This is a genomic window from Streptomyces deccanensis (genome assembly GCF_022385335.1).
Classification (GTDB): domain Bacteria; phylum Actinomycetota; class Actinomycetes; order Streptomycetales; family Streptomycetaceae; genus Streptomyces; species Streptomyces deccanensis.
In genome coordinates this window covers 4,183,572-4,204,574 of the sequence record NZ_CP092431.1, presented here as the reverse complement: position 1 = coordinate 4,204,574, position 21,003 = coordinate 4,183,572, and the positions used below count along the sequence as shown (strand labels likewise).

17 protein-coding genes are annotated in these 21,003 nt (G+C 71.7%); 13 read left to right on the top strand and 4 right to left on the bottom strand.

Translation table 11 applies throughout. The features are described 5' to 3' along the window. The first annotated feature begins 135 nt into the window (after positions 1 to 135). The 4 genes from hutU to hutI are packed head-to-tail and all read left to right on the top strand — an operon-like array spanning position 136 to position 5,727. The gene (gene hutU / locus L3078_RS18665) at positions 136 to 1,800 is read left to right on the top strand and encodes a urocanate hydratase (protein WP_239755003.1); all 1,665 of its coding nucleotides are present in this window, start codon (positions 136 to 138) and stop codon (positions 1,798 to 1,800) included. Continuing rightward, positions 1,797 to 3,071, top strand: coding sequence for an allantoate amidohydrolase (locus L3078_RS18660; protein WP_239755001.1), 1,275 nt, complete (start codon positions 1,797 to 1,799; stop codon positions 3,069 to 3,071). Before hutU ends, L3078_RS18660 begins: the two co-directional genes overlap by 4 nt. After that, positions 3,068 to 4,423: a formimidoylglutamate deiminase gene (locus L3078_RS18655; RefSeq protein WP_239755000.1), complete on the top strand. Its 1,356-nt coding sequence runs from the start codon at positions 3,068 to 3,070 to the stop codon at positions 4,421 to 4,423. The genes L3078_RS18660 and L3078_RS18655 overlap by 4 nt, the downstream gene beginning before the upstream one ends. Next, a complete protein-coding gene (hutI, locus tag L3078_RS18650) occupies positions 4,420 to 5,727 on the top strand; it encodes an imidazolonepropionase (protein ID WP_239754999.1) in 1,308 nt (435 codons plus the stop codon). The genes L3078_RS18655 and hutI overlap by 4 nt, the downstream gene beginning before the upstream one ends. Positions 5,728 to 5,750: 23 nt before the next feature. Here hutI and L3078_RS18645 read toward each other — a convergent pair whose 3' ends face one another. Both L3078_RS18645 and L3078_RS18640 read right to left on the bottom strand, forming a co-directional pair. Further along, positions 5,751 to 8,099 carry an RICIN domain-containing protein gene (locus L3078_RS18645; RefSeq protein WP_239754998.1) on the bottom strand — a complete coding sequence of 783 codons (2,349 nt, stop codon included), beginning with the start codon at positions 8,097 to 8,099 and terminating at the stop codon, positions 5,751 to 5,753. Between the two features lie 307 nt (positions 8,100 to 8,406). Then, the gene (locus tag L3078_RS18640; protein ID WP_045556445.1) at positions 8,407 to 9,309 is read right to left on the bottom strand and encodes an RNA polymerase sigma factor SigF; all 903 of its coding nucleotides are present in this window, start codon (positions 9,307 to 9,309) and stop codon (positions 8,407 to 8,409) included. A gap of 247 nt (positions 9,310 to 9,556) precedes the next feature. Here L3078_RS18640 and L3078_RS18635 point away from each other — a divergent pair, with 247 nt between their 5' ends. The 5 genes from L3078_RS18635 to L3078_RS18615 all read left to right on the top strand — a co-directional run bounded on the left by L3078_RS18635 (position 9,557) and on the right by L3078_RS18615 (position 13,995). Continuing rightward, positions 9,557 to 9,925: an STAS domain-containing protein gene (locus L3078_RS18635; protein ID WP_239754997.1), complete on the top strand. Its 369-nt coding sequence runs from the start codon at positions 9,557 to 9,559 to the stop codon at positions 9,923 to 9,925. A gap of 406 nt (positions 9,926 to 10,331) precedes the next feature. Further along, entirely contained in the window at positions 10,332 to 10,847 is a 516-nt protein-coding gene (locus L3078_RS18630; RefSeq protein WP_239754996.1) for an ATP-binding protein, read from the top strand. A 797-nt stretch (positions 10,848 to 11,644) separates the two neighbouring features. Continuing rightward, a complete protein-coding gene (locus tag L3078_RS18625) occupies positions 11,645 to 12,382 on the top strand; it encodes an LPXTG cell wall anchor domain-containing protein (protein WP_239754995.1) in 738 nt (245 codons plus the stop codon). A 15-nt stretch (positions 12,383 to 12,397) separates the two neighbouring features. Then, positions 12,398 to 13,495: a hypothetical protein gene (locus L3078_RS18620; protein WP_420864174.1), complete on the top strand. Its 1,098-nt coding sequence runs from the start codon at positions 12,398 to 12,400 to the stop codon at positions 13,493 to 13,495. A 137-nt stretch (positions 13,496 to 13,632) separates the two neighbouring features. Further along, the gene (locus L3078_RS18615) at positions 13,633 to 13,995 is read left to right on the top strand and encodes a hypothetical protein (protein ID WP_239754992.1); all 363 of its coding nucleotides are present in this window, start codon (positions 13,633 to 13,635) and stop codon (positions 13,993 to 13,995) included. A 93-nt stretch (positions 13,996 to 14,088) separates the two neighbouring features. On the opposite strand, the gene L3078_RS18610 is transcribed toward L3078_RS18615, so the two are convergent. After that, positions 14,089 to 15,594, bottom strand: coding sequence for a peptide MFS transporter (locus L3078_RS18610; protein WP_239754989.1), 1,506 nt, complete (start codon positions 15,592 to 15,594; stop codon positions 14,089 to 14,091). Between the two features lie 635 nt (positions 15,595 to 16,229). Here L3078_RS18610 and L3078_RS18605 point away from each other — a divergent pair. Together L3078_RS18605 and L3078_RS18600 are read left to right on the top strand one after the other, a co-directional pair. Beyond that, positions 16,230 to 16,907 carry a response regulator transcription factor gene (locus L3078_RS18605; protein WP_239754987.1) on the top strand — a complete coding sequence of 226 codons (678 nt, stop codon included), beginning with the start codon at positions 16,230 to 16,232 and terminating at the stop codon, positions 16,905 to 16,907. 199 nt (positions 16,908 to 17,106) lie between these two features. Next, on the top strand, positions 17,107 to 18,375 hold the full coding sequence (locus L3078_RS18600; RefSeq protein WP_239754985.1) for an ATP-binding protein: 1,269 nt from the start codon (positions 17,107 to 17,109) through the stop codon (positions 18,373 to 18,375). Positions 18,376 to 18,521: 146 nt separating this feature from the next. Here the strand turns inward: L3078_RS18600 and L3078_RS18595 are convergent, their stop codons facing one another. After that, entirely contained in the window at positions 18,522 to 19,064 is a 543-nt protein-coding gene (locus L3078_RS18595; RefSeq protein WP_239754984.1) for a GtrA family protein, read from the bottom strand. 236 nt (positions 19,065 to 19,300) lie between these two features. On the opposite strand from L3078_RS18595, the gene L3078_RS18590 reads away from it, so the two are divergent. Together L3078_RS18590 and purE are read left to right on the top strand one after the other, a co-directional pair. Beyond that, on the top strand, positions 19,301 to 20,461 hold the full coding sequence (locus L3078_RS18590; RefSeq protein ID WP_239754983.1) for a 5-(carboxyamino)imidazole ribonucleotide synthase: 1,161 nt from the start codon (positions 19,301 to 19,303) through the stop codon (positions 20,459 to 20,461). Continuing rightward, positions 20,458 to 20,994 (top strand): 5-(carboxyamino)imidazole ribonucleotide mutase, encoded by a 537-nt coding sequence (gene purE / locus L3078_RS18585; RefSeq protein ID WP_239754982.1) that lies wholly within the window; start codon positions 20,458 to 20,460, stop codon positions 20,992 to 20,994. The genes L3078_RS18590 and purE overlap by 4 nt, the downstream gene beginning before the upstream one ends. Positions 20,995 to 21,003: the final 9 nt, after the last annotated feature.

Genomic DNA, 21,003 nt, shown 5'->3' with positions numbered 1-21,003 from the left:
TCGTCCGAACCCATACGGCCAGTGTGTCCAGCCAAACACCCACGGCGCGCCGCCGCTGGCCCTACGGCTGTATTGACTAGCTCTATTCATCAAGCAAGGATGTGAATAGTTGCTGTAAAGCGAGGAGGCAGACCCGTGTCAGGACCCCGCCCCGTCAAAGCGCCGCGCGGTACGGAACTCAGCGCCCTGGGCTGGCAGCAGGAAGCCGCCCTGCGCATGCTCCAGAACAACCTCGACCCCGAGGTCGCCGAACACCCCGACAAGCTCGTCGTCTACGGCGGCACGGGCAAGGCCGCCCGTGACTGGCGCTCCTTCGACGCCATGGTCCGCACCCTGAGGACCCTCAAGCAGGACGAGACCATGCTGGTCCAGTCCGGGCGCCCCGTCGGCGTCATGCAGACCCACGAGTGGGCCCCGCGCGTCCTCATCGCCAACTCCAACCTCGTCGGCGACTGGGCCAACTGGGAGGAGTTCCGCCGCCTCGAACAGCTCGGCCTGACCATGTACGGGCAGATGACGGCCGGCTCCTGGATCTACATCGGCACCCAGGGCATCCTCCAGGGCACCTACGAGACCTTCGCCGCCGTCGCCGCCAAGAAGTTCGGCGGCACCCTCGCCGGGACGATCACCCTCACCGCCGGCCTCGGCGGCATGGGCGGCGCCCAGCCGCTGGCCGTGACCATGAACGACGGCGTCGCGATCTGTATCGACGTCGACCCGCGGGCGATCGAGCGGCGCATCGAGCACCGCTACCTCGACGTGAGGGCCGACAGCCTGGAGCACGCCCTCCAACTCGCGGTCGAGGCCCGGGACGCCCGCCGCCCGCTCTCCATCGGCCTGCTGGGCAACGCCGCCGAACTGCTGCCGCGCATGCTCGCCGAAGGCGCCCCCATCGACATCGTCACCGACCAGACCTCCGCCCACGACCCGCTGGCCTACCTCCCGGTGGGCGTCGACTTCGACGACATGGCCTCCGCCGCGGCGAAGGACCCGGCCGGCTTCACCACCCGCGCCCGCGAGTCCATGGCCCGGCACGTCGAGGCCATGGTCGGCTTCCAGGACGCCGGAGCGGAGGTCTTCGACTACGGCAACTCCATCCGGGGCGAGGCCCAACTCGCCGGATACGAGCGGGCGTTCGCCTTCCCGGGCTTCGTCCCCGCCTACATCCGGCCGCTGTTCTGCGAGGGCAAGGGCCCCTTCCGCTGGGCGGCCCTGTCCGGCGACCCCGCCGACATCGCCAAGACCGACAGGGCGATCCTCGACCTCTTCCCCGAGAACGAGTCCCTGCACCGCTGGATCAAGATGGCCGGCGAGCGCGTCCACTTCCAGGGCCTCCCGGCCCGCATCTGCTGGCTCGGCTACGGCGAGCGGGACAGGGCGGGGGAGCGGTTCAACGACATGGTGGCCTCCGGCGAACTCGCGGCCCCGCTGGTCATCGGCCGCGACCACCTCGACTCCGGTTCCGTCGCCTCCCCCTACCGCGAGACCGAGGCCATGCTCGACGGCTCCGACGCGATCGCCGACTGGCCGCTGCTGAACGCCATGGTCAACGTCGCCTCCGGCGCGTCCTGGGTGTCGATCCACCACGGCGGCGGCGTCGGCATGGGCCGCTCCCTCCACGCCGGGCAGGTCACGGTCGCCGACGGGACGAAGCTGGGCGGCGAGAAGATCCGCCGGGTTCTCACCAACGACCCCGGGATGGGCGTGATCCGCCACGTCGACGCGGGCTACGACATCGCCGAGACCGCCGCCGACGAGCGGGGCGTACGGGTCCCGATGCGCGAGGGTGACGACGCATGACGGCAGGCGCCAACTCTCCGGAAGCCAGGGACGGGGCCTCGTCCGTCGGCAGCTCGTTCCACACCATGTGGCGGGAGCTGCTGCCCATCGGACGGCACCCCGACTCCCACGGCTACCGGCGGTTCGCCTGGACCGGGGCCGACGCCGAGTGCCGGGCCTGGTTCAGGGAGCAGGCCGAGACGCGCGGGCTGACCTACGAGGTCGACCGGAACGGCAACCAGTGGGCCTGGCTCGGCGACCCCGCCGCCGGGGACGCCGTCGTCACCGGGTCGCATCTGGACTCCGTGCCCGACGGCGGCGCCTTCGACGGCCCCCTCGGTGTCGTGTCGTCCTTCGCCGCGCTCGACGAACTCCGGTCCCGGCGGGTCGAGTTCACCAGGCCCCTCGCCATCGTCAACTTCGGTGACGAGGAAGGCGCCCGCTTCGGCCTCGCCTGTGTCGGCTCCCGGCTGGCCGCCGGGCAGCTCACCGTCGAGGGCGCGCACCGGCTGACCGACGGCGAGGGCGTCAGCCTGCCCAGGGCCATGGAGGCCGCCGGGTACGACCCCGACGCCATCGGCCCGGACCCCGAACGGCTAGCCCGCATCGGCGCGTTCGTCGAACTGCACGTCGAACAGGGCCGGGCCCTGGACCTGTCCGGCGACGCCGTCGGCATCGCCAGCGCCATCTGGCCGCACGGACGGTGGCGGTTCGACTTCCGCGGCGAGGCCAACCACGCGGGCACGACCCGGCTCGTGGACCGCCGGGACCCCATGCTGTCGTACGCGGAGACCGTGCTCGCCGCCCGCCGCGAGGCACGTCTCGCCGGAGCCGTCGCCACCTTCGGCAAGATCGCCGTCGAGCCCAACGGCGTCAACGCCATCCCCTCCCTCGTCCGCGGCTGGCTCGACTCCCGCGCCGAGGACCAGACGACGCTGGACACGGTCGTCGACGCGATCGAGGAGGCCGCCCGCGATCACGCCCAGGCCCACGGGGTCGAGCTGGACGTCGTACGGGAGTCCTTCACCCCCGTCGTCGAGTTCGAACACGCCCTGCGCGACGAGATCGCCCGCATCCTGGGCCGGGACACGGCCGAGCTGAAGGTGCCGGTGCTCGGGACCGGCGCCGGACACGACGCCGGGATCCTCTCCGGGACCGTCCCGACCGCCATGCTGTTCGTACGCAACCCGACGGGCGTCTCGCACTCCCCGGCCGAACACGCCGCCGAGGACGACTGCCTGGCCGGGGTGACCGCGCTCGCCGACGTACTGGAAGGGCTGGTCCGCAGGTGACGGAGACGACCTACTGGCTCGAACACGCCTGGCTCGGCACGCATGTCGAGCCGGGCGTGACCCTGACCGTGGCCGGGCAGGGCTCGGCACAGGCCGGCCGCATCACCGCCGTACGCACCGGGACGCCCACCCCGCCCCCGGGCACGGTCGTCCTGCGCGGCCTCACCCTGCCCGGCCTCGCCAACGCCCACAGCCACGCCTTCCACCGGGCCCTGCGCGGTACCGTCCAGGTCGGCTCGGGCACCTTCTGGACCTGGCGCGAGGTCATGTACCGGGTGGCGGACCGGCTGACCCCGGACACCTACCACGCCCTCGCGCGGGCGGTGTACGCGGAGATGGCCCTCGCCGGCATCACGGCCGTCGGCGAGTTCCACTATGTGCACCACGCCCCCGGCGGCACCCCCTACGCCGACCCCAACGTCATGGGCGAGGCGCTGATCGAGGCCGCCGCCGAGGCGGGCATCCGGATCACCCTCCTCGACACGGCCTATCTCTCCGCCGGCTTCGGCAAGGCACCCGACCACCACCAACTCCGTTTCTCCGACGGCACGGCCGAGGCCTGGGCCGAACGCTGTTCAGTTCTCAAGGACCGGGATCACGCACGGATCGGAGCGGCCGTGCACTCCGTACGGGCCGTACCCGCCGGGCAGTTGGCGACCGTCGCACGCTGGGCCGAGGAACGGCGGGCGCCGCTGCATGTGCACCTGTCGGAGCAGACGGCGGAGAACGACGCCTGCCACGCGGCGCACGGGTGCACCCCCACCCGACTCCTCGCCGACCACGGAGTACTGGGCCCGCGCACCACCGGCGTCCACAACACCCACCTCACCGACGAGGACATCGCCCTCCTCGGCGACAGCGGCACCGGCACCTGCATGTGCCCCACCACCGAACGCGACCTCGCCGACGGCATCGGACCCGCCGTCGCCCTGCAACGGGCGGGCTCCCCCCTCTCGCTGGGCTCCGACAGCCACGCCGTCGTCGACCTGCTCGAAGAGGCCCGCGCGATGGAGCTGAACGAGCGGCTGCGCACCCGCACCCGGGGTCACTGGACGGCGGCGGCCCTCCTGCGGGCGGCCTCCGCCGACGGCCACGCGGCGATCGGCTGGGACGAGGCGGGCACCCTGGAGACGGGCGCGCTCGCCGACTTCACGACGATCGCGCTCGACTCCGTCAGGACAGCGGGGCCGCTTCCACGGCTGGGCGCGGAGACCGCGGTATTCGCCGCGTCGGCAGCAGACGTGTCGCACACGGTGGTGGGAGGTCGGCACGTCGTACGGGACGGGGCGCACGCGCTCGTACCGGATGTGCCGAGAGCCCTCGCGGACGCCGTCGCCGCACTGCGCGGATGACCCCCGCGGGCCCGCCCGTGCCTCCGGCCACCCGTTCCCGTCCCCGTCCCGATTCCGAACCGACCGCCGACCAGGCAACCAAGGACGCCATGAGCAGCCCGACGACCCACAGCCCCGCCCACTCGGCGAGCACCGCCAGCACGCTCATCACCAACATCGCTGCCCTGGTCACCAACGACCCCTCCCTCGGCGACGGATCCCCCCTCGGACTGATCCAGGACGCGGCCGTCGTCATCGACGGTGAACGCATCGCGTGGACCGGTGATCAAAGCAAAGCACCCGCCACTGACAATCGCGTCGACGCCGGTGGGCGGGCGGTGATCCCGGGCTTCGTGGACTCCCACTCCCACCTCGTCTTCGCGGGCGACCGGACCGCCGAGTTCAACGCCCGGATGTCCGGCCGCGCGTACAGCGCGGGCGGCATCCGCACGACCGTCGCCGCCACCCGCGCCGCCACCGACGAGGAACTGGAGGCCAACCTCACCCGTTACCTCCGCGAGGCCCTCCGCCAGGGCACGACCACCTTCGAGACGAAGTCGGGCTACGGCCTGACCGTCGAGGACGAGGCACGGGCGCTGCGCATCGCCGCCCGGCACACGGACGAGGTGACGTACCTCGGCGCCCACATCGTCTCCCCCGACCACGCCGAGGACCCCGCCGCCTACGTCGCCCTGGTCACCGGCGAGATGCTCGACGCCTGCGCCCCGTACGCCCGTTGGATCGACGTCTTCTGCGAGAAGGGCGCCTTCGACGGTGACCAGGCCCGCGCGATCCTCACGGCCGGCAAGGCCAGGGGCCTGCACCCGCGCATCCACGCCAACCAGCTCTCCCACGGCCCGGGCGTCCAACTCGCCGTGGAACTCGACGCGGCCAGCGCGGACCACTGCACCCACCTCACCGACGCCGACGTGGACGCCCTCTCCCACAGCCGTACGGTCGCCACGCTGCTGCCCGGCGCCGAGTTCTCCACCCGTGCCGAGTGGCCGGACGCCCGCCGCCTCCTCGACGCGGGCGTCACCGTCGCCCTCTCCACGGACTGCAACCCGGGGTCGTCCTTCACCTCCTCCGTCCCCTTCTGTGTCGCGCTCGCCGTGCGGGACATGGGGATGACGCCGGACGAGGCCGTCTGGTCGGCCACGGCCGGGGGCGCGCGGGCGCTCCGCCGCGACGACATCGGCCGCCTCACGCCGGGCGCGTACGCCGATCTCGCGCTGCTGGACGCGCCCAGCCACGTCCACCTCGCCTACCGCCCGGGCGTCCCCCTGGTCACGGGGGTGTGGCGCAGGGGCGTACGCGTGCTCTGACCGGCGCCGGGCGCGGACCGCTGCTAGCTGTGGACCGGCCCGGCACCCGCGCGCCAGCGTTGCTTGTCGCGTCCGGACGCCTCGGCGAAGGAGACGGAGCCGAGCGCGTCCGGGGTCACGGCGTGCCCCGGCGCGACCGCCGGGCGGATGACTCCCCGGGAGTCGACCTCGAACCGCAGGTTGTCCCCGTTGTCCCCGTCGAGCGAATCGCAGTCCCAGACGCCCACACCGTCGTCGGTGGCCCCCCGGCTGTCCAGGCACAGGTCGGGGTCCGCGAACGACTGGAGGGCGTCCCGGTGGGAGTCGACCCGCCAACGCTGGGTCGCACGCGAGGAACACGTGGCCGTGACGACGTCGGTGCCCTTCTCCAACTCGCCCCGGATGTCCAGGCACAGGCCCGACGCGACGTTCACCACCTGGGTGTAGGCGGCGTTCAGCGGGGGCCCGTAAGGCAGCGACGGCTTCGGGGGCCCCGACGTCGACGGATCCGGGCTCGGTTTCTTCGGCGGCTTCTCCTTCTGCGGCGGCTTCGAGGGACTCGCCGTCTCCGACGGGGTCGGGGACGGCGTGGGGCTCGGCGGGACGGTCGGGGTCACCGCGCCCGACGGCGGTACGGCGGGCGTGACGCCGGAACCCGCCTCGTCGTCGGACGACGAGCCGCCCGAGCCCGAGAACACCAGGAACGCCAACAGCGGCGCCAACGCCACCCCCAGCGCCACCGAGGTCAGCGCGACCCGACGCGACGACGACCACTTGGCCCCCGACGCCCCGGCCGTGTCCTCCCCACGGGCCCCGCCCCGGGCCCTGCGCAACGACCGCGTCCCGCCCACCGACCGGGCACCGAAGTCGGCCTGTTGTCCGGCCCCGCCACCGACTTCCGCAACGAACCCGGGCACGCCGCCGAACCCGGGAGCCGCTCCGGCCGCACCAGCCACCCCGGCCGGACCGGCCATGTCCGTGAAGTCGGCCGTACCCGCCGTGCCGGCGGGAGCGGCCGACCTGCCTATGCGCGTGTCCGAGTCGGGACCGGCCCACGCGCCCCCTCGGTCGCCGGAGCCGGGGCTCGCCCACGGCTCCGCTCCGGCCGGCGTACGGGCCTGGTCATCGCCATCGGGGCCGGGCCATGTCCCCGCTCCGGCCCCCGTGTCGATGCCCGCCCCGGAGTCGGCGCCGGACCAGCTCGACGGATCACCCGGCGTCTCCGCCCCCGCACCGCTCGCCGCACGCTCCCTGCCACCGGCACCGGCACCGGCACCGCCACCGGCACCGCTGCCTGAGCCCAAGCCGGTCCCGGCCCAAGCCGCAGCCGCAGCCGCAGAAGCCTCGGCAGCCGCCGCCGCACCCGTTCCCGCCCCCGCCCCGGCCCCCGCTCCAGCCCAGTTGCTGCTCGCCCCGGACCCACCCGGTGTTCTACGGCCACCTCGCGCCCCGGCGGTGTCCCGCCCGGCACCCCCGTCCCACGCCCCCGTGCCGCCGTCCCAGGCCCCGGCGCCACCCTCGGCGCGCGATCCCGACGCGCCCCGCGTGTACGCCGTACCGCCCCACGGCAAAAGCCCCTCCGCGAGGGTCGCGCGCGGGCTGTCGCGCAGGGCGCACAGCTCCGCGTACGCGCCGGCGCAGTGCGGGCAGTGCTCCATGTGGGACTGCAGATCGGTGCTGTGGCGAGGGGTGTCCGGCCGTACGGACTCCTCGATCAGCCGGCGGAAGTCCTGGCAGCGCGGGTCGTCGGAGGCGGCCAGGCGCACGCGCAGACAGGCCTGGCGCAGGGCGTGGAGCGCGGACTCCCGCTTGTAGGTCACGTCGTCGGGCGTGAGGCCGAGCAGGACGGCCGTACGGTCGTCCGGTTCCCGCTCCACGACGCCGTACCAGATGAGGCCCTGCGGCCGGGGCGGCAGCAGTTCGAACGCGGCGAGCAGGGGCGGGACGCGGCCGCCGGGGCCCGCCGTGTCCAACACGACGCGCAGGGCGGGGGCGAGACCGGTCGCGCCGCCGTCCGTGGCCCAGCCGGCGGCGACCCGTGCGGTCAACAGGAGCAGCCGATGGCGCCAGGGGACGGTCGACTCGATCCCCCGCGCCGTCTCCTTGGTGGCGGACGTGAACGCCTGCGTCGCCAGTTCCCGTGCCGAGGACTCGCTCGCGGCGCACAGCCGGGCGTAGGCGAGGACCGACGGGTGGTGGCGCTCGCGCAGTTCGCGCAGGGCCGCGTACGCGGTCGGCGAGTTGGAACGTAACAGCGCGGTCAGCCGTGTGTCCGACGCGCTCGCGTGCCGGTGCTCGGACCCGTCGTCGGGGCGTACGCCCGGCGCACCGGTGTCCTGTTGGTCCTCATGGCTGTCGTCGCCGCCGGGGCGCTCGTCCCGAGCCCGAGCCATCCTCGTGCCTCCTCGCACCCCCGTGTCCGCCCGTCGGCTTCTGACATACCGAACAGTCTGGCGCGTGACCATAGTGGCGGAAGGTGAACCGGGGGGAAGGGGTTTCTTGCGGTAAGGGGGTGGGACAGGGGGAGACGGGGTGAGACAGCAGGCGGACCGGACGCGGTTCGGCCGGGTACGTCAGGAGTGTCGCGACTCCCACCGCACCCGGCCGACTTGGATCCGTGCCGCTCGGTCTCTGCGTTTCGTGGCTGTGGCTTAGGCCGTGGCCGTTGCCGTCATTGATGTGGTCGGCTCCGGCGCGCGCTCACTCCTCCAGCGTCAGCCCCTTGCGCAGGCGTACCAGCGTGCGGGACAGCAACCGGGAGACGTGCATCTGGGAGATGCCCAGTTCGTCCCCGATCTCGGACTGCGTCATGCCGGCCACGAACCGCAGCGACAGGATCTTCCGGTCGCGCGGCGGCAGTTCGGCGATCAGCGGCTTCAGGGACTCGACGTACTCGATGCCTTCGAGGCCGTGGTCCTCGTAGCCGATCCGGTCCGCCAGGGCGCCCTCGGAGTCGTCCTCCTCGGGCTGGGCGTCCAGCGACGAGGCGGTGTACGCGTTCGACGCCGCCATGCCTTCGACGACCTCGTCGTTCGTCAGCCCGAGGCGCTCCGCCAGCTCTCCCACCGTCGGAGCGCGATCGAGCTTCTGAGCGAGCTCGTCGCCGGCCTTGGCCAGGTCGAGCCGGAGCTCCTGAAGTCTGCGCGGCACCCGCACGGACCAACTCGTGTCGCGGAAGAAACGCTTGATCTCACCGACGATCGTCGGCATCGCGAACGTGGGGAACTCGACGCCCCTGCTCAGTTCGAAGCGGTCGATCGCCTTGATGAGGCCGATCGTGCCGACCTGGATGATGTCCTCCATGGGTTCGCTGCGCGAGCGGAACCGGGAGGCGGCGAACTTCACCAGAGCCAGGTTGAGTTCGACCAGGGTGTTGCGGACGTACGAGTATTCGTACGTGCCTTCCTCAAGGGATTCGAGCCGCTCGAAGAGGGTCTTGGACAGGGCTCGTGCGTCCACCGGTCCCACCTCGTCGTACGGGGGGATCTCCGGGAGGTCGGCGAGCGCGTCGCCCGGATTGTGGGCGAGGTCGTCCTGCGTCTCTTCCGGGGCGGATGCCGACGTCGCCCTCTGGGTATGCGATTCGTCGAGCCGGGGTGACATGATGTCCTCCATCGTTCTCGGCATATGGCCGCCGATGCCAATACGTGCACTGCGGTGTGCGGCGCCTCCAAAGCCGGCCGTGTCGATTGGTGTCACTACTAGCCCTACCCGGTTTCCGGACGTCGTCGCAAGTGCCTCCTGTGGTGAAATGTCCCTTTCCGGGCGATTGTTCGGGTGTCGGGGAGTGTGGAGAAGGCGTAGTGTTCGAGGGCGAGTCAGCAGTCACGACGGTCGGGAGAGAGACGGCATGGACCGTGGGACGGTCGGCAGCGCACAGTCGGGCCGGCTACGGGTCGAGGTGCGGGAAGAGGGCCCCAGCGCCGTCGTGACCCCGGCGGGTGAGCTCGATCACCACACCGCAGATCTGTTGCGTGAGCCACTGGAGAGCTGCCTGGACAAGGGGTTCACACGTCTGGTGGTGGACTGCTCACGCCTGGAGTTCTGCGACTCCACCGGGCTCAACGTCCTGCTGGGCGTGCGGTTCAGGGCGGAGTCGGGCGGCGGCGGCGTTCATCTGGCGGGAATGCTCCCGGCGGTGGCGCGCGTGTTCGAGATCACCGGGGCGGACGCGGTGTTCACCGTCCACGACACCCTCGCGGACGCCCTGGGCGACTAGAGCCGTGGCCGACCCGCCCGTGACCTGCGTCACGGGCGCCGCCGCCCGCACCGGTCGGCGGTTCGGGTCGCCGGCGTCGGCCGGTCGTAGGTCCCGGGTCGCCGCTCAGGTGTCGCACCCCGACCGTCCGGTTGTTCGCGTCACAGGTTCTGTGCCGAAAACGTGGGTGTTCTGACGGTTCGCTCGGGCAGGAGACATGCTGAACGCGTCGGTGGTGACCCGGATACGACCGGGTCCCGGATGCGACCGGGTCCCGGCCCGGCGGCTCGGCAGTACGGCGAGGTGCGACGGAAGTACGGATGGCGCAACGGATGACAGCAGAGAACGGCACGTACCGCGGGTCTTCGTCCCGCACCCTTGATGAGTCCTGAATCGTGAACTGGTGAATCGGTGAGGTGAAGCGCTGATGAGCACCACCCGGCCTTTCTCGCCGGGCGACCGCGGCCCGGAACCGGGTGCCGGCGGCGCTTCCGGGGTGCCAGGCGGAGACCCGCCCGAGGCCCCCGCCGCGAGCCGTCTTCCCCGTCGGCTCGGCTTCGAGGGGGAGAGCGGAGTGGTGCCGCTCGCCCGTGACTTCACCCGCCAGGCGTTGTACGACTGGGGGTGGCTGCCGGCCGCGACCGCGGACCAGCGGGCCGCGGCCGAGGACGTGCTGCTGGTGGTTTCCGAGCTGGTCACCAACGCCTGCCTGCACGCCGGGGGGCCTGCCGAGCTGCGGATCGGGTGCGACAACAAGGTGCTGCGCATCGAGGTGTCCGACCGGGGGACGGGCAGCCCGGCCCCGCGCACACCGCACCGGGCCGGACGACCGGGCGGGCACGGGATGTTCATCGTGCAGCGGCTCTGCCTGGACTGGGGGGTCGTACGGGCGCCCGGGGAGTCCGGCAAGACGGTGTGGGCGGAACTGGGAGCACCGGCGTAGCCGCACGTCGCCGCGGATCGCGGGGCGCCGCGGATCGCGGGGCGCCGCGGAACCTCGGGCGGGCGGGGGAACGCCGGGCATGGCGAAACTTCGGGCGGGCTGCGAGCCGCCGGGCGGCTGCGAACGGCCGGGTGATGCGAACCCTTCGGGGCGGCTGCGAACGGCCGGGTGATGCGAACCCTTCGGGGCGGCTGCGACCGCCAGGTGATGCGAAGCGTCGGGCGGACCCGGCGCCGTCCGAGGTAGCGAAGCTTCGGGCGGGCCCCGAACCGTCCCTTGGCGCGTGAACCACGTACCGCCGTCGCGCGGTTCGCCCCAGGCCCGGCCGGCAGCGCCTGGACGAGGCCGCTCTCCAGCGCCACCCCGTCGGGCCGGTCGGGGTCCAGCCAGCGGCCTGAGGTGAGCAGCGGGCGGCCGGTGACGGGTCGCACCCCCGCGAGGCGACCGTCGTGGGGGTGGTCGGGTAGGGGCCCGCCACCGCCTCGACCCCGTCCAGACCGTCCTGCGCGCACCGGGCTGTTCTGGGCGCCGCCGGACGCCCTGACCCGTGCCGGCTCCGTCGGCGGCCAGGTGATCGCGCCTCGCCGTTCGGCCCAAGAGCCGTCCGGCGCACGTGCCGTTCGGCCCACGAGCCGTCTGGCCGCGAGCCGTTCGGCGTTCTACGGCTTTCCGGGTCGGCCCGGTCGCCGCGCGTTCGCTCGGGCTCGGCCCGTCGACACACATCCGACACTTGCGCGTGTCTTCCTTCTCCAAGGGCCCCGGCGTACCTTGAGCCGCCGATCTGATGTTCCGTCAGAATGTGGGGTGCCGAGGTGTCGTACCGGACGTACCAGAAACGAACCGCCGCGCTCGCGTCCCTCGCGGCCCTGGCAGGCTCGGCGGTGCTGCTGGCCGCCCCGGTGGCCCATGCCGAGGTCGTGGACGTCGAGTACAACTGCAAGACGCCGATCGGGGACAAGTCCGCGGTGTCGCCGATCGACATCAAGGGAGTCGAGAGCGGCGACGGCTACAAGATCACGATGTCGTGGCAGAAGGGTGTGTCGTCCAGCCCGGTCGAGCTGGGCAAGGGCGCGATGACGCCCAGCGCCACGATCGAACTGGGCGGGGCCGAGAGCGGCACGCTCACCGTGACGGGTCCGGCGAATGAGGACGCGATCCCGGCCAACACCCCGATCAAGATCAACGACCTGAGCGGCACGTACACCCCGAAGAAGACCGGCAAGGTCGAGTTCACCGCGGGGGTGCTCACCATCAAGGCCCTCGGCACGGTGACCACCTGCACCCCGGGCAACGATCCCGGCCCGTCGCTGACGCTCGACGTCACCGCCGGGGGCGGCTCGGGCGGCGGGTCCGACACCGGTGGCTCGGACGGGTCGAAGGCGTCGGGCGCTACGGGTGGTTCGGGCGGTGAGCTGCCGCAGACCGGCCCCCTGGACTCGGCGGTCGCACTCGGCACGCTCGGCGGCACCGTGCTGCTCGCGGGCGCGGCGGGGGTGTTGTGGGTGACGCGCAGGAACCAGGCTGTACGTCGCTGACGGGAGCCGAACGTGATCAGTGGGCGGACCCCGGCGTCGTACGCCACCAGGGTGCTCACCCTGGTGGTGCTCACCCTTGCCCTGGTGCTCCCGACACCCCTGGCGCACGCGGCCACGCCGGCCGTGAAGCTGTCCAAGTCGGAGGCGGGGACCGGTGGTTCGGTCACCGTGACCGGGAGCGGCTGGCGGCCGGGGGCGATCCTGATGGTGCTGATCTGCGGCCGTTCGACACCGTCGAGGGGCGTGCCCGGGGGCACCGACTCCTGTGCCAACGCCGACGGACGGGCGGTCACCGCCGACGACGAGGGCGCGTTCCGGCGGGAGTTGCCGGTGGCGGAGCCTCCGGTGCCGTGCCCGTGCGTCGTGCACGTCTCCACCATCACGGGCCCGAAGGCCGAGGCGGACGCGGCGTTCCGGGTCGCCGGGCACTCGGTCGAGCCGCTGCCGCGGGAGGCGAGCGGCGGACGGCTTTCGCTGCTGACGGACAGTCGACTGACGGGCTCCAGCGGCCTGTTGACCTGGTTCGGGGCGCCGCCCGCCCGCGAACTGGTCCTCACCGTCGGCAATGTCGGTACGTCCCCCGTGAAGGACCCGGTCTTCCAGGTCGGCACCTCCCACGGTGTGTTCGCGCCGCGTTGGGAGGAGCAGCGGTGGCGCGGCACGGTCCCCCCGGGCGGCGAGGCCCGCATCACCCTGCCCGTCGACCTTGCGGCCGGGGCCCACGGCGACTACACCGTCACCCTCAAGTACGGCGGCAAGGTCCTCACCGAACAGCCCTGGACCGTGGGCCGCCCCTGGGGCGTCACCCTCTTCTGGCTGATGCTCTGCCTCGTCGTACCGGCAGCGTTGTTCCGGATCGGCATGGCGGTGGTGGACCGCGTACGACCGGGGCGCGCGGCTCCCGACCCGAAACGCCGGCGACGCCTCGTCCCGGCCCTCCCCACCTGGCTCCCCCGACCACCCCCGTCGACCGCGGCCCACGCCCAGTCCCGCACACCACCACCCCCACCACGCACGACATCCGCGCCCCTGCCGTGGTTCACCCCGGACACGGACGCACGGACGGAGACTTCGGAGGCTGCGGCGGGCCGAACCCGGAAGGGTGACACCTGAACTCGCCGTGGCAGCCCTGAACCCCTGGGATTCCACGGGCGCGCAGTCGATCGAGGAAACGGGCCGTCCGTCGCGAGAGCAGGCCGGTGGTAGTGGTGGTGCCATCCGTTGCCGAGTGGCGTGCGAAAGAGGAGCGAATGAGCTGGGGGATGCGGGCCGTGGCCGGAGCATGTGCGGCCGTACTCATGGTGCCGGGCCTGTACCTGTCCATGGCGGGGCCCGCTGAGGCCGCGCCGGTCAGGTACAGGTGCAAGGCGTACTTCCAACTGGGCAAGCTGGGGCGGCCCGAGGCCTACTCCGAGTGCTGGAGGAGCCGTAGGGGCAAGGCGGTGAACCAGCACCGCGCCAGGATCGTCTGCGAACAGGTGCAGGGAGCCCGGGAACACCTGGTCAAGTGGACGCTGTACGGCGACTGGGCTTCGCCGAAGAAGAAGTCCACCGTCCGCTGCGGCTTCAAGAACTTCCTGATGGGCGGCGGAGTGGAGACGCGGAGGAAGTAGCCCGCACGAACGGCTCGTGCGCAAGATGCGGCGCGGGCCCGGCACGCCTGGGAACGAGGCGTGGCGGGCCCGCGATGTGCGAAGCCGTCGACGTCAGTGGATGTCGCCCATCAGCCGCTTGACCTTGCCGCGGTACAGGAACAGTGCGACACCGGCGATCGCCGCCAGCGTGGCCTCGACGGCGACGAAGCCGCTCCGGTCAAGGTTGACGCCGCCGACGGCCGGGTTGGAGAGCAGCGCGGTGACCGAGTCGCCCGCGGTGACCGCGAGGAACCAGACTCCCATCATCTGGGAGGCGTACTTCGCCGGTGCCATCTTCGTGGTGACCGACAGACCCACGGGGGAGAGCGTCAGCTCACCGAGGGTCTGGACGAAGTAGATCGCGGCGATCCACAACGCGGCGGCCTTCTCCCCGTCCTCGGCGATCGCCAGCGGGGCGAGGAAGAGGAAGAAGGACGCGCCGATCAGCAGCAGCGCCGTGGCGAACTTGGCGATCGTGCTGGGCTCCTGCCCGCGCCGGTTCAGCCACACCCACAACCAGGCGAAGACGGGCGCCGCCGCCATGATCATGACCGGGTTGAGGGACTGGTACCACGAGACCGGGAACTCCCAGCCGAGCACGCTGTTGTCCGCCGACTCCTGGGCGAAGATCGCCAGGGTCGAGGCGCCCTGGTCGTAGATCATCCAGAAGACCGCGGCGGCGACGAAGAACCAGATGAACGCCGACATCTTGGACTGCTCGACGGAGTCGAGGGCACGGTCCCGCTTGATGCGGGCGATGACCCAGATCGGGATGATCAGGCCGATCACCGTGAGCGGAATGATCGCCCAGTTGAGGGTGTAGAGGCCGGCGAAGCCCACGACCGCGTAGAAGATCACGGGGACGGTCAGCCACAGCAGACCCTTGCGCAGGACGGCCGACTTCTCCTCGGCGGACATCGGCGTCGGGACGATCTCGCTGCGCTCGCTCAGATGACGGCTGCCGATCAGGAACTGCGCCAGACCCAGTCCCATGCCGAGTGCGGCCAGTGCGAATCCGAGGTGCCAGTTCACCTTCTCGCCGACGGTGCCGATGACCAGCGGTGCGGCGAAGGCGCCCGCGTTGATGCCGATGTAGAAGACGGTGAAGCCGCCGTCACGGCGCGGGTCGTTGGGGCCGTCGTAGAGGTGGCCGACCATCGTCGAGATGTTGGCCTTCAGCAGACCCGAGCCGATCGCTACGAGCGCCAGGCCGATGTAGAAGGTGCCGGCCGACGGCAGGGCCAGGGTCAGGTGGCCCGTCATGATGACCAGGCCCGCGAGGGCGACCGTCTTGCGGGGGCCGAGAAAGCGGTCCGCCACCCAACCGCCGGGGAGGGTGAGCAGGTACACCAGTGACGCGTACACCGAACCGATGGTGATCGCGGTCGCCGCGCCGAGGTTCAGGCCGCTCGGGGCAACCAGGTACAGCGGGAGGAGAGCCTTCATGCCGTAGTAGGAGAAGCGCTCCCACATCTCGGTCATGAAGAGAGTGGCCAGTCCGCGGGGGTGGCCGAAGAAGGTGCCTTCGGCGCCGGGGGTTCCCCGGCCGGCCGAGTCCTTCGTCAGGCTGGACGCCATGGTCGTTCCTTGCAGGTCGGGACGGCGTCGTGGGGGCGCGCGCCCGGTGGAGGGGCGGCCGGCACCGGCGGACCGGGACGCCCACCCCACGCCCACGGGGATTCCGCCCCGGATCACGGGACGGCGGACGGCGGCCACCGGGATCCACGCCCCTCTACGCGCGTCAACGCATCGATGCGTCCCACGTGCTCGGGGCCCGGCCACAGGTCATTACGCACAGAAAAGAGACCCTCAGCGTGGATATGCCGCCAAAGGTCATCAGGTGTCGCTACAGGCGTTCCGTCACCATACGTCAGAAGGCTGAGGGAAACGGAAGGGCTTGAGAGGCGGATCACAGGTAAGAAGTCGCTGGTGATCGCATATTCGAAGGTCAATCAGGGATTCATGCAGGGCAGGCGCAGGGTGTAGCCGCACAGGGCACGGCGCGGCGACGCCCTGTTCACGGGACCCGCGTGCGATCCCCACCGAACCCGGCCGTCATCTCCACGCGGCGACGTGGATCTTCACCGGCGCGGACGAAACGCCCACCGCAGTGGATCATGCCCCGAGACGGTAAGAGAACCGTTGGACAAAGGTGTGAATCGCGCTTGCCGATCACCCTCCACCTGCGGTTCTCGGCGGACTACCATCAGCCCATGACCCGTGTACTGCTCGCCGAGGACGACGCGTCCATCTCGGAGCCGTTGGCTCGCGCTCTGCGCCGGGAAGGGTACGAGGTGGAGGTCCGCGAGGACGGCCCCACCGCGCTGGACGCCGGAATGCAGGGTGGCGTCGACCTGGTCGTCCTGGACCTCGGGCTGCCCGGGATGGACGGCCTGGAGGTGGCCCGTCGGCTGCGCGCCGAGGGGCACGCCATCCCGATCCTCATCCTGACCGCGCGCGCCGACGAGGTGGACACCGTCGTCGGCCTCGACGCGGGCGCCGACGACTACGTCACCAAGCCCTTCCGGCTCGCCGAGCTGCTCGCCCGTGTCCGGGCGCTGCTCCGGCGCGGCGCGGCGGAGCCGGCGCAGCCGCCCGCCACCCACGGCGTGCGGATCGACGTCGAGTCGCACCGGGCGTGGATGGGCGACGAGGAACTCCAGCTCACGGCCAAGGAGTTCGACCTGCTGCGGGTGCTCGTGCGCGACGCCGGCCGGGTCGTCACCCGTGACCAGTTGATGCGCGAGGTCTGGGACACCACCTGGTGGTCCTCGACGAAGACCCTCGACATGCACATCTCCTGGCTGCGGAAGAAGCTGGGCGACGACGCGGCGAACCCGCGGTACATCGCGACGGTGCGCGGGGTCGGCTTCCGGTTCGAGAAGAACTGATGCCTGCCGGGTGCTGACCCGGGCGCCACACAGCTCGGGGCGTGGGTCGTGTGGCGGCCGCGGGGTCCGTTGTGGCTGGTCGCGCGGTTCCCCGCGCCCCTTGCGGGGCTGCGCCCCGGCACCGACCCCCGTTCAGCGCCAGGCGCCGGGTGCCGCACAATCAGAGGTCCAGGAACACCTGCCCGCCCGGAGGGCAACCGTGCGTCGCCGTCTCATCCAGTCCACCCTCGCCGTGGTCCTCGTGGTCATCGCCGTCTTCGGCGTGTCCCTGGTCATCGTCGAGACCCGCACGATCAGCAACAGCGCCGAGGAACGCGTGGAGTCCGAGGCGGTCCAGCTGACGAGCATCGTGGACAGCCGGATCATCGGCGACGAGAGGATCACCGCCGAGGTCCTGCGGGACCAGGTGGGCGACGAGCGCTACGCCCGGATCGAGATCCCCGGCCAGTCCGTGATCGAGATCGGCGAGAAGCCCGTCGGCGACGTCATCAGCCACCAGGCCAAGGGCGAGAAGGACGAGGTCGTCACGGTCGAGGAGTCCCGCTCGGCGGTCAGCCGCGAGGTCGGCCGCACGTTGCTGATCATCGCGGCCGTGGCCCTGCTCGCCGTCATCGCCGCCGTCCTCCTCGCCGTACGCCAGGCCAACCGCCTCGCCTCCCCCCTGACCGACCTCGCCGAGACCGCCGAGCGGCTCGGTTCCGGCGACCCGCGCCCCCGCCACAAGCGGTACGGCGTCCCCGAGCTGGACCGGGTCGCGGACGTGCTCGACGCCTCCGCCGAGCGCATCGGCCGCATGCTGACCGCGGAGCGGCGTCTCGCGGCCGACGCGTCCCACCAGCTGCGTACGCCGCTGACGGCGCTGTCGATGCGGCTGGAGGAGATCACCCTCACCGACGACATCGACACGGTGAAGGAGGAGGCGCACATCGCGCTCACCCAGGTCGAGCGGCTCACGGACGTCGTGGAGCGGCTGCTGACCAACTCTCGCGACCCCCGCAACGGCTCCGCCGTCTCCTTCGAGCTCGACGAGGTCATCAAGCAGCAGCTGGAGGAGTGGCGGCCGGCCTACCGCAGCGCCGGACGGGCCGTGGTCAGCTCCGGCAAGCGGCACCTCCAGGCCGTCGGCACGCCGGGCGCGGTCGCGCAGGTGCTGGCCGCGCTGATCGAGAACTCGCTGATGCACGGCGGCGGCACGGTCGCGCTGCGCACCCGGGTCACCGGGAACCAGGCCGTCATCGAGGTCACCGACGAGGGGCCCGGCGTGCCCGCCGACCTCGGGGCGCGGATCTTCGAGCGGGCGATCAGCGGGCGCAACTCGACGGGCATCGGGCTGGCCGTCGCGCGGGACCTCGCCGAGGCCGACGGGGGGCGCCTGGAGATGCTCCAGGCGCAGCCGCCGGTGTTCGGGCTGTTCCTGTCGCGTACGCCGGTGCGGACGCCTGCCGGCGAGGACCGGCCCGTTCGGTAGCCCGGCGGTCACCTGGCTCCCGGAGGTCGGTGCGGAGGTTCGCGGACGCGCCGTGGCCTTCCGGGGCGTAGGACGGCGGCCGCGGGTCCGGTGGGGCTTCTCGCGCAGTTCCCCGCGCCCCTGAAGGGCGCGCGGCCCGCGCCCCCTCAGCGGCGCTTGCCCGTGGTCGTCCGTGGGTGGGTGGATTCCGCTTCCAGGAACGATTCCGCGCTGGCCACCGTCTCGCGTGCCGGGAGGGCCCGGAAGACCCAGGTGCGGTAAGACCAGAACCGGAAGAGGGTCGCGACGCCGATGCCGAGGAACTTGAAGATGTTGGACTGCAGGGGGCTGTCCCAGCCGAAGCCGTACGTGGCGGTGTAGAGGACCCCGTTCTCGATCACCAGCCCGACCGCGCTGAACAGCAGGAACAGCGACAGCTCCTTCGTACGGCCGCTCTTGTCGCGGTCGCGGTACGTGAAGTAGCGGAACCCCACGTAGTTGAACGCGATGGCCACGACCGTGGCGATGACGCTGGCCCGGACCACCTGGAGCTCGGTGGTGTGCCGCACGAGGTTGAACACCCCGAGGTTCACCAGCAGCCCCGCACCGCCCACCGCGCCGAACTTGGCGACCTCACGTACGAGCAGGTCGAGTCGGCGGCGCAGGACGCCACGGGGCTTCGTATGAGGTCCCGAGCTGGTACTTCCCATCGTGTACGGCCCCGTCGCTCGGTGAAATGGTCGAAATGAGTTGATCTGACTGAATCTGAGTGGATCTTCGGTCGAAATCCACTGGTTCGGCCATGCTAACCAGCGCCCCTGCGCAATGCCTGTGCAGAAGCTCACAGCCGGGGTGCGCAAGAGGTCCGGGGGCGGTCCAGGGGGGAAATGGGCGGGGAAATCGGGCACCTGGGAGTGGCCGATTCCGTGGCCGATACCCTGGGGGCGTGACGTTCCCGGTAGTCGGCATGGTCGGCGGTGGCCAGCTCGCTCGTATGACACACGAGGCGGGCATCCCGCTCGGCATCAGGTTCAAGCTCCTCAGTGACACCCCTCAGGATTCCGCGGCGCAGGTCGTCGGTGATGTCGTCATCGGCGACTACCGCGACCTGGACACGCTGCGTGCGTTCGCGCAGGGCTGCGACGTGATCACCTTCGATCACGAACATGTACCCACCGAGCATCTACGGGCCCTGGAGGCGGACGGCATCCCCGTGCGCCCCGGCCCGGACGCGCTGCAGCACGCCCAGGACAAGGGCGTGATGCGGGCGAAGCTCGTCGAGATCGGCGTGCCGTGCCCACGGCACCGCATCGTCGCCGACCCCGACGACGTGGCCGCGTTCGCCGCCGAGGGGGTCCCCGAGGGCGCCGAGGGCGACGGGTTTCCGGTCATCCTCAAGACGGTCCGCGGCGGCTACGACGGCAAGGGCGTGTGGGTCGTCCGCTCGGTCGAGGACGCCGCCGAGCCCTTCCGGGCCGGCGTCCCGGTCCTCGCGGAGGAGAAGGTCGACTTCGTACGGGAGCTGGCCGCGAACGTCGTACGGTCGCCGCACGGCCAGGCCGTCGCCTACCCGGTGGTGGAGTCGCAGCAGGTCAACGGCGTCTGCGACACCGTGATCGCCCCCGCGCCCGACCTGGACGAGACGCTCGCCCTGCGCGCCGAGGAGATGGCGCTGCGCATCGCCAAGGAGCTGGACGTCGTCGGCCACCTGGCCGTCGAGCTGTTCCAGACCCGCGACGGCCGCATCCTGGTCAACGAGCTGGCCATGCGCCCCCACAACTCCGGCCACTGGAGCCAGGACGGCGCGATCACCTCGCAGTTCGCCAACCACGTCCGCGCCGTCCTCGACCTCCCGCTCGGCGACCCGCGCCCCCGCGCGAAGTGGACCGTCATGGTCAACGTCCTCGGCGGCGACTACCCGGACATGTACTCCGCGTACCTGCACTGCATGGCCCGCGACCCGCAGCTCAAGATCCACATGTACGGAAAGGACGTGAAGCCGGGCCGTAAGGTCGGTCACGTCAACACCTACGGCGACGACCTGGACGACGTGCTGGAGCGCGCCCGTCACGCCGCCGGTTACCTGAGAGGCACGATCACCGAATGAGCAGCGCCGCCGGACCCGTCGTGGGCATCGTCATGGGGTCGGACTCCGACTGGCCCGTCATGGAGGCCGCCGCGCAGGCCCTCGACGAGTTCGAGATCGCGTACGAGGTCGACGTCGTCTCTGCGCACCGGATGCCGCGCGAGATGGTCGCGTACGGCGAGGAGGCCGCCGGCCGGGGCCTCAAGGTGATCATCGCGGGTGCGGGTGGCGCCGCGCATCTGCCCGGCATGCTCGCGTCCGTGACGCCGCTGCCGGTCATCGGCGTGCCGGTGCCGCTGAAGTACCTCGACGGCATGGACTCCCTGCTGTCGATCGTGCAGATGCCGGCCGGAGTGCCCGTCGCGACGGTCTCCGTCGCCGGGGCCCGCAACGCCGGGCTGCTCGCCGCGCGCATCCTCGCCACCCACGACGAGGAACTTCTCGGCCGTATGCGGGAGTTCCAGCAGGAGCTGAACGACCAGGCGACCGAGAAGGGCAAGCGCCTGCGCACCAAGGTCGAGGGAGCGGGCAGCGGCTTCGGATTCGGGAAGTAGACGCAGGAG